The organism is Filifactor sp. (genome assembly GCF_057248345.1).
In genome coordinates this window covers 1-10373 of the sequence record NZ_DBHIIC010000046.1, presented here as the reverse complement: position 1 = coordinate 10373, position 10373 = coordinate 1, and the positions used below count along the sequence as shown (strand labels likewise).

Annotated in this window: 7 protein-coding genes and 1 other annotated feature; all 7 genes read right to left on the bottom strand. The window is 34.6% G+C overall.

All coding sequences use genetic code 11. The features are described from left to right. On the bottom strand, window positions 1-635 hold a 635-nt coding region (locus tag ACO5GE_RS07000), incomplete at its 3' end, for an oxygen-binding di-iron domain-containing protein (RefSeq protein WP_484830206.1). 55 nt (window positions 636-690) lie between these two features. Continuing rightward, window positions 691-2622: an acyl-CoA dehydrogenase family protein gene (locus tag ACO5GE_RS06995; protein ID WP_484830205.1), complete on the bottom strand. Its 1932-nt coding sequence runs from the start codon at window positions 2620-2622 to the stop codon at window positions 691-693. A 679-nt stretch (window positions 2623-3301) separates the two neighbouring features. Then, window positions 3302-4660: a magnesium transporter gene (mgtE, locus tag ACO5GE_RS06990; RefSeq protein ID WP_484830204.1), complete on the bottom strand. Its 1359-nt coding sequence runs from the start codon at window positions 4658-4660 to the stop codon at window positions 3302-3304. 659 nt (window positions 4661-5319) lie between these two features. Next, entirely contained in the window at window positions 5320-6462 is a 1143-nt protein-coding gene (locus ACO5GE_RS06985; protein ID WP_484830203.1) for a S1C family serine protease, read from the bottom strand. Window positions 6463-6505: 43 nt separating this feature from the next. Beyond that, window positions 6506-7291: an MBL fold metallo-hydrolase gene (locus ACO5GE_RS06980; RefSeq protein ID WP_484830202.1), complete on the bottom strand. Its 786-nt coding sequence runs from the start codon at window positions 7289-7291 to the stop codon at window positions 6506-6508. A gap of 713 nt (window positions 7292-8004) precedes the next feature. Continuing rightward, a complete protein-coding gene (serS, locus tag ACO5GE_RS06975) occupies window positions 8005-9276 on the bottom strand; it encodes a serine--tRNA ligase (protein ID WP_484830201.1) in 1272 nt (423 codons plus the stop codon). Between the two features lie 55 nt (window positions 9277-9331). After that, window positions 9332-9535: a binding site (T-box leader), on the bottom strand. Between the two features lie 155 nt (window positions 9536-9690). Further along, on the bottom strand, window positions 9691-10373 hold a 683-nt coding region (locus ACO5GE_RS06970; protein ID WP_484830200.1), incomplete at its 5' end, for a MetQ/NlpA family ABC transporter substrate-binding protein.

The following is a 10373-nucleotide window of genomic DNA, read 5'->3' as shown; positions in this document are numbered from 1 at the left end:
AATAAAGATTGTACAAAAGGACCATATTTCCCAACGATATTAGTATAATATCTTCTTGCTTCATCAATCCAATCTCTGTCAAAGTTTACTTCGTCATTAAATAATTTTCCATCCAATGCTCCAAATGATCCAAACGCATCTGCTGAGAATAGTACGCCATATGTTTTATCAAATGTTACCATCGCTTCAGGCCAGTGTACCATTGGAGCTTCTATAAACATTACTTCATGCTTTCCAAAATTAAAAGTATCTCCTTCTTTTACTTGGATTTCTTTTCCATCTACATCAAATCCAAATTGTCTCATCAACATGAATGATTTTTCCGTACTGATGATTTTTGCATTTGGATAACGAATCAATACCTCTTCCAAAGAAGCACCATGGTCAGGCTCCATGTGATTTATTACAATATAATCCAAATCTCTTCCGTCCAACACATGAGCCATGTTACTCAAAAAATCTCTACAAATTGACCAGTCTACTGTATCAAACAATACTGTCTTCTTATCTAAAAGAAGATAAGCGTTGTAGGATACTCCTTTTGGAATTGGATGAATATTTTCAAACAGCGCCAATCTATGGTCATTTCCACCAATCCAATACAAATCTTTCGTTACATTTCTTACATTATACATCCGTATTTCCCCCTATACTCAATTTTCCGGTTCTTATCTCATCTTTATCTTATTCTTAACGACGATTTTCCGGAAATTCCACTTCTGTAAAGTTATGTTTTTCTTCTCCACATTTTGGACAAATCCATTCATCCGGCAACTTATCAAAGGTAGTTCCTTCCATAATATCATTTTCAGAATCACCTAATTTTGCATCATATTCGTAACCACATCCGTTACATACATACATTTTGTAGTTTGGTGCTAATTTCTTAGGTTTAGAACGTTTCATCTTTACCATAGGTGGAGCAGGTTCTTTTTCTTTTCCATTATCCAACGCCTCTGTCAACAATGGAAGAATTTCCAATGCATCTCCAACAATACCATAGTCACAATTTTTAAAGATTGGTGCATTTGCATTATTGTTGATTGCAACGATTGTTGTAGCTGTTTTGATACCCTTCAAGTGTTGTCCGGCTCCGGAAATCCCTACTGCAATATATAGATTTCCGTTGAATTTTTGTCCTGACATTCCTACATATCTGTTAAGAGGTACATATTTTAATGTTTCTGCAACAGGTCTGGATGAACCTACTGCCGCACCCGCTTGTTTTGCAAGTGCTTCAATCAGCTTCATATTTTCTTTCTCTCCAATTCCTTTTCCGGCACTTACTACTCTTTCCGCTTCAGAAATAGGAGTATCTATATCAATTCCTACTGTAAAATCATATCCATCTTTTTTCAAAGCATCTACAAGAGCTTGGACTTGTTCTTTCGCAGAACCGTCTTTGAAAATCATTTTTTTACGATCTCCTGTAACAGCGTCAGCTTTTTTCTTTGTTTCTGCTCCACCTTTAGATTTTGGTGGTTTTCCTAAAAGATAAGATGCGATAACTACACGTTGAATTTCGTTTGTTCCTTCATAAATTGTTGTGATTTTTGCATCTCTGTATGCTCTTTCTACTTCCATTCCTTTCAAATATCCGGAACCACCGAAAATTTGAAGTGCATCATTTACAATTTCCAAACAATTATCAGATGCATATTGTTTTGCCATAGCAGCTTCCATTCCATAGGACTCGTGATGTTCCTTCAATTCTGCTGCGCTGTAAATCATGAATCTGCTCGCTCTTAATTTTGTTGCCATATCTGCAATCTTAAAAGAGATTGCTTGTTGGAATGCAATCGGTTTTCCAAATTGGATACGTTCTTTTGCATAGTTTAATGCATGTTCGTATGCACCTTGTGCAATACCAAGTGCTTGAGATGCGATTCCAATACGACCTCCATCCAAAGTTTCCATCGCAATACGGAATCCTTGTCCTTCTTTTCCTAATAAGTTTTCTTTCGGTACTTTTACATTGTTAAAAATCAATTCCGCTGTGGATGATGAACGGATTCCCAATTTATCATAATGATCTCCGAATGTAAAACCTTCCCATCCTTTTTCTACGATAAATGCACTGATTCCTTTTACACCAATTCCAGGGGTTGTAACAGCAAATATAACATAAGTATCAGCTTTTGGCGCATTTGTAATAAAGATTTTGTTTCCGTTTAAGATGTAGTAATCTCCTACTAATTCTGCTGTAGTCTGTGTTCCACCAGCATCACTACCAGCTTCCGGTTCTGTTAAACCGAATGCACCAATCTTTTCACCTTTTGCCAAAGGAACTAAATATTTTTGTTTTTGTTCCTCTGTACCGAATGCCGCAATCGGATAAGAGCCTAATGAAACATGGGCAGACAAAATAACACCCGTTCCACCATCAACTCTAGCCAACTCTTCTACAGCAATCGCATAACTCAATACATCCAAACCTGCTCCGCCATATTCTTTTGGATATGGAATACCCATAAGTCCAAGTTCTCCCATTTTCTTTACTGCTTCTGTCGGAAACTCATTGTTTTGATCCAACATAAAGGCAATCGGTTTTACTTCTGCTTCAGCGAACTCTCTTACTTTTTTTCGAAAGCTCTCGTGTTCCGGTGTTGTTTTAAAATACATGATTGGTTCCCCCCTCAATCCTCTTCATTCTCATAAATGTACTTTTTTTGTACTCATATCATATTAGAAATTTTCTGTTAAATCAAAGCGTAAAGATACTCTTTTGCAGTTCAATTGTAGTCCCTTCACAATAAAAGTTTCTAATATAAAAATTAATATAATCTCGAATCAATCATTGAACAACCGTTATTGCAACTTATCTACTTGTAAAAAAATCTATATTGTTCAAAACTTGAATGATTCTATTCTGTATGTACCCATGTAAAAAATAACTAAACTTACTTTTTACAATTATCCTATCGATACTTTTTTCACAAAATAACATATCTATTTTTTATCTAAAAGACACTATAAATCATATTTTTTTATTTTTGTCAAATCACATTTTATATATCTATTTTTTGATGTGAATAACTTTTTTATTCTTATTCTTTTTTTTAAATATAAAATAGTTATTTCAACTACTCCAAAAATCCAACCATTTTTTTCATGGTTATTTTCAAAAAAAACTTACTTTATCCACACGAAAAAATACTTTTCCACAGAGTTATCCACATATTGTGTACTATATTGATAAAGAACATCTCTTTATCGTGGATTATTTTTTCTGATGTTTTCCTATATAAAAAAGAACACTGTTTCAAATCATACAGTGTTCTTTTTATTCTTTCTAAATCATTTACATCAATTTCTCTACAAATATAGTCGCCAATCCTAAGAAGAAAAAGAATCCCATCACATCTGTAAATGTGGTAACAAACACCCCTGATGCCAACGCAGGATCAATATTGAATTTTTTTAACATCACCGGTACAAAGTAACCGGCAGATGCCGCTACAATCAAGTTCAATACCATAGCAAGTCCGATGATAAATCCAAACACTGCTTTACCTACCCATAGTTTTGCAGCAATACCCACCACAATTCCAAGGCAAATTCCATTTACTACTCCAACAATCAATTCCTTTATCAATATTTGTCTTGTATTCTTATCATTCAACTCATCCAAAGCAATTCCGCGAACAATTAAGGTCAATGTCTGTGTACCCGCATTTCCACCCATTCCTGTTACAATAGGCATAAAGGTAGCCAATGCCACTATTTTAGAAATCGTTCCTTCAAATAATCCCACGACAGATGCCGCCATTACAGCGGTCACTAAATTTATCATTAGCCAAGGAAGACGACTCTTGATAGCATAGAATGGAGAACTGTCGATAGCTTCACCTTCACTCAATCCTCCAAGTAAATAAATATCTTCTGTTGTTTCTTCATTCAATACATCAATAATATCATCAAATGTAATAATCCCACACATCACCTGATGTTCATCTACAACCGGAATGACCATGTATCCATATTTTTCAAACAATCTCCCTACCTCTTCCTGATCCATATCGACAGGAACAGAAAGAACATTCTCATTCATGATATCTCGAATTTTCGTGTTTCTCTCAGCAATAATAATATCTCTCAGTGAAACTACTCCCCTTAATATTCCTTTATGATCCAAGACATAGATATAGTAAGGCGTTTCGGAATCAGGTGCTTTTTGACGCAAATACTCAACACTTTCTTCAATTGTCATTTCTTCTTTGATTGCAATAAATTCTTTTGCCATCAAACCACCGGCAGTATCTTCATCATATCCTAATAAAGACTTTACTTCTTCTGCCTGTTCATGATCCATCTTAGAAATAATTTTTTCCTTAACATCCTCGTCAACTTCACCGAGCATATCAGCCAAATCATCTGATGCCATCTCAGAGATAATACTTTCTTCACGTTGTTGAGAAAAAGCGGACAGCAGCTTATACTTATCCTCATCCTCCATTTCCCCAATCAGCAACGCAATATAATAATCGGGCAATCTTTTTAATACATCATTCGGATCTCCATCATACTGCTCTAATTCTTCCAATAAATCGACCGGGTGGATATTATCCATCTCTTCTTCGATTTCCTCTCTTGTCCCATTTAAAATTTTGTTAATAATTTCGAATTCAAGAACATTCTCTTCATTATTCTTCTCTTTCACGACATCACTTCCCCCTATAAGCTACTCCTATCATCTATACTAATATAAATTGATGAATTTTCATATATGCAAATTCAAAATTTCTCTATTTAATCAAAATGAAATGATTTCCGATACATTTTACTGATTATTGTGTATAACTTGATAAATTATTGTGGATAACCAGTTTTTTTGTGGATAAAAATAGAATAAACCCATTTTCCCCTTATAATATCAAAAGCACATCTGTTTGTTTTCCTAAAAATTATACACACTCTATGTGTATAACTCCCATTATTGTCCACATGGTATTTTTTAAAAATTTTGCTCCGTTTCATACGGGTACAAAACTAACGAAACTTGCTATAAATCCATGTTGAACAATGCACTCAATCCCTTCTTATCAACGTGAGGGAAAGATATTTGTAGTCGTTTAGGAGAAATAAGAATTTATACTACAAACCACAATTTGAAACAGAGATGATATTAAAAAATTTAACCAATAATAGTATAAATGAAAATGAAAACAGACACAGAAACAGAGTATGAACATATCGTTTTACTATGTAACAAAAAAAACGATGCAGTTATGTCAGTATTTCTTTTTTCAATGATTCTCATAATAGAAAAACTGCTCACAACGCATCATTTTCAACATTTCTTTATTATTTTTTACTTAATTAAAATTCTACTTCCATTACCTTTTTTGTTTTGTCTCGAACCACAGTCACTTTTACACGATCTCCTTTTTTGTAGGAAAATAATGCTTTTGAAATATCTTGCATACCGGTAATTTTGTTATCCCCAAGTTGAATAATTACATCTTCTCCTTTGAGTCCTGCTTTATCTGCAGGAGAGTTTTCTATTACCGAAAATACAAAAGCTCCACCTTCTTCTACTCCATAGTTATTTCCAGACAACTGTTCGACAACATCCATATCTTGTCCTTTGATTCCTAGAACCACTTTTTGTACTTTTCCTGTTGCAATTACCTGTTCTATAATTGGTTTTGCAGAATTGATCGGGATAGCAAAACCTAGTGCTTCTCCGGTTCCTTCTTTCAAAGTGTTGATTCCAATTACTCGTCCTGAAGAATCCAACAACGGGCCACCACTATTTCCTCTATTGATTGCAGCTGAAGTTTGAATCAAATGATCCATCGTTACTTTTTCACTTCGGCCGGTATAGGATGATGTTGAATTCACTGTCAAAGTTCGATTTAATCCGCTGATGATTCCTTCTGTCATCGTTCTTTGATAATCCAATCCCAAAGGGTTACCAATTGCAATTGCCAAATCTCCTACTTCCAACTTGTCGCTATCTCCAAGCTCCATTGCTTGTAATCCTGTTCTCTCTATCTTTACCACTGCCAAGTCCAAAGAACTTTCTCCCCAAATTACTGTTCCTGTCTCTTTTGTTCCATCAGATAACAATATGTTTGCTTGATTGTTCTTAGCACCTTCCACAACATGATAATTTGTCAGAATATATCCACTCTTATCTACGATAATTCCTGTTCCAACTCCTGTTGCCGGATAAGTAAATCCAAAATAATCACTTACTTCCGATGTTGTCTGTACCCCGACAACAGAAGGCATTGCCTTTTTCGCTACTGCTTTATAGATATTATCTGTTGAATTTTGCACATAAGTTACCTTTTCCGGTGAAACCTCTGTAGTTTCTACTTGATTTTGACCTTGACTCGAAAGTTCTTTCCCAATACTTGTCTTTTGTATCAACTGAGGCATAAACATAAACGTAAGCATACACCCTACAAGAACTCCTGCAACACCTGACATAAATGCAGATTTTTTTGCACCCATCTCCATTTCCTCCTATCTCTTCTTTCACTATAAAATATAACTTTTATAAGATATATTGTTCTGAAACACAATCTCTAAGAAGAACGCTCAATTCAACATCTTTCTCTGTAATCAGTTGTTCCTTCATCATATCGGAGACTACCTGGTGCGCCAACATGGGATGATTGTTTTCCTTGCTCAAATGTGCCAATGCTATTCTGTTAATTCCCGATTGCACAAGAAAAACAGACAACTTTCCTGCATCTTCATTACTCAGATGACCTTGGTTGGAACGCAGTCTTGACTTAAGAGCATAGGGATATCCACTATATCGTAGCAACTCATCATCATAATTAGATTCCAACACCACAAGATCCGAACCTTGTAATGCACCGACAACCTCTTTTGTCACACAACCCAAATCCGTTGCAATCGAAACTTTCTTTCTTCCATCTGTAATTGTAAAACCACAAGGTTCCAATGCATCGTGCAAAACGGAATAGGCATTCAACTGTATCGTTCCTATTTCTATCGAACTTCCAATTTCAATTATTTTCTGATTTTTTTCAATTATGTTTCCAAGTCCCTGTTCCATTCCTCTCCATGTTCCTTCTGTCGCATAAACAGGAATATTATATCGTCTACTTAAAATTCCCACCCCTTTGATGTGGTCAAGATGTTCATGTGTCACAAAAATCCCTTGAATCTCTTTTAGGTCTTCAGAATGTTCCCAAAGATTTTTTTCTATCTTTTTACCGCTCAATCCTGCGTCTATCAAAATTTTTGTATTCCCATCTGATATAAAGTGACAATTACCGGAACTACCGCTCGAAACTGAAATGTATTGCATTTCCTTCTCCTTACTATATCTTATACTGTTATTCTATCCATATTCTGTGGAATTTATTTAAAAAATATTTTCAAAAAAAGTAATAAAACTCGTTCAAATTTGTAAAATTCATTTTATTGGTTTATCTCTTGTTCTATCTATATATAAAACGATACCATTTTTCTTCTTATCAAATACCATCCATAAACTAACACTACCACTAAAACATATCGTTATTGTAAATCATCAAACCATGATTTGTCACTCTTTTTCTGAAAAAGCAACCCTTTTGAGATGAACATACCCTAAAAACAAGACATCACACAAAGAAACAACTCTCTTTAGCAGAAAGGAAAAAACATTCCTATCATATTACCATTTAAACATACCTTAAATACCTCATATTCTCAATCAGTCGAACTTATAAATAACGTTTCAGTAAAATATGGATAGTTTTACATCAATCCATTCTCAATATCATCTTTCTAACAGTATGATTTGTTTCAAATACTCCATTTTGAAATGTTTTGTTACAATGATGGAACAACATTATTTCCATAAATTCTAAAAAATTTCCTCAAATAGATAAAAAACCCTTAAGAGCAATTTAACATCACTCTTAAGGTTTTTTCTTTGATTTTTTCAACACTGTTAACACAACTTGAAAAAAATTTTTAATTTTACATTCATCCAACTTTTCATTCTTATCGAAAACTTCTGCTTATAAAGTAACCTTATTTAATCACATCTACTCCCATATAAGGTCTCAATACTTCAGGAATCACTACACTTCCGTCTGCTTGTTGGTAATTTTCCAAAATAGCTGCTACAGTACGACCGATTGCTACTCCGGAACCATTCAATGTATGCACAAATTCCGGTTTGTCTTCTTTGCTTCGTTTGAATCGGATATTTGCTCTTCTTGATTGGAAATCTTCAAAGTTGGAACAAGAAGAAATCTCAACATAACGTCCATAGCTTGGCATCCATACCTCTAAATCGTATTTAAATGCCGCTGTAAAACCTAAGTCGCCGGAACAAATTTGAACAACTCTATATGGAAGCCCTAATTTTTGAAGAACAGACTCTGCATCTTGTACCAATGTTTCTAATTCCGCATAAGAATCTTCAGGTTTTGTAAATTTAACCAACTCTACTTTTTGAAATTGATGTTGACGAATCAAACCTCTTGTATCTCTTCCGGCTGATCCCGCCTCTGCTCTGAAACAAGGTGTATAGGCACAATATTTAGTTGTCAAATCTTCCACCTTCATAATCTCATCTCGATGGATATTTGTAACAGGAACTTCTGCTGTAGGAACCAAATAGTATTCCAATCCTTCCAAATGAAACATATCTTCTTCAAACTTCGGCAACTGTCCTGTTCCAATAAAACTCTTTGCATTTGCAATGAAAGGAGGCAACATTTCTGTATAACCATTCTCTCCTGTATGTGTATTTAAGAAAAAGTTAATGATGGAACGTTCCAATCTTGCACCCAAATCACGATATAAGGTAAAACGAGAACCTGTAATTTTACTTCCACGATCAAAATCCAAAATATTCAAATCTGTCCCGATATCCCAATGAGCTTTTGCTTCAAAGTCAAATTTTGGAACTTCTCCCCATCTTCTAACTTCTTTATTATCCTCATCTGTTTCTCCATGAATTACTTTTTCATTTGGAATATTTGGAATGCAAAGCATTTTTTGATACAAAATATCTTCTGTCTCTTTTACTTTCACATCCAAATCTGAAATTGTATCGGACAATTGTTTCAATTCCGCCATCAATTCTGTTGTATCTTTTCCTTCTTTTTTGTATTGTGGAATCTGTTTTGATTTTGTTTTTTGCTCATTTTTCATCGCTTCGACTTCTTGAAGGTATTCAATTCTGCGATTATCCAATTCCACTACTTCATCTAAAGAAAAATCTTTTTCTCCACGAATCTGCATTCTTTCCTTGATCACATCCAAGTCTTTTTTAATCCTTTTAATGTCTAACATTGTTGTTCCTCCTTATTATGCTATAAAAAAACCTTCGTTCTAATACACAACTGTGCATTAGGACGAAGGCAAAATTTTCGCGGTACCACCTAATTTGATTATTTACTAATCCAACTCCTTTAGATTAACGCTCTTACCACGTCTTGGTCATCCCAAGAAGCTCCAAAGTGGATTCTAAGAGTTTCTTCACAGATTTTCACCAACCATCTGCTCTCTACAAAAGAACATCTCCTATACTGGTCTTCTTCTAAGCTATGAAGTCACTATATCACGATTTCTTTTTTTTGTAAAGCACTACCTTTTGAATCATAATACCAAATCTAACAATTTTCTAAGCAAACAGTACTTTCAATCATACGAGCCCTGTAAGCCAAAATAACTGATTGGCATCTGATATCCCTTACAATTCAATAATTAGAATGCAGGTACTACTCCACCATTGTAATGTTCTGCAATAAATGCTTTTACATCTTCAGTTTGTAATGCTTCAACTAATTTTTTAACTGCTTCACTATCTTTATTATCTTCTCTTGTTGCAATGATATTTGCGTATGGAGATTCAGAACCTTCAAGAACTCTATCTTCTCCTGATGCAGTTAATGTCAACGCATCTTTAGTTGGTACTAAACTAGATTCAATTGCATAGTTTCCGTTGATAACAGCTCCGTCTACTTCTTCCAAGATTCTTGGTAATTGCGCTGCTTCAACAGGTTTGAATGTTAAATTTTTCGCATTTTCCACAATATCTTTTTCAGTCGCTTCTAATCCAGCTTGATCAGACAATTTAATGATACCTTTTGCTTGTAACAAAATCAATGCACGTCCACAGTTTGTAGGATCATTTGGAATTGCAATAGTAGCTCCGTCAGCAAGTTCTTCTACTGATTTCACTTTTTTAGAATATAATGCAAGTGGCTCTACATGGATGTTTCCTACAGATACCAACTTTGTTCCGTTGCTTTCGTTATAGCTTTCTAAATATGGTAAATGTTGGAAGAAGTTTGCATCCAATTGACCGTCAGCAAGAGCTGCATTTGGTTGTACATAGTCAGTGAAAGTTACAACCTCCAATTTTACACCTTGTTCTTCCAACATTT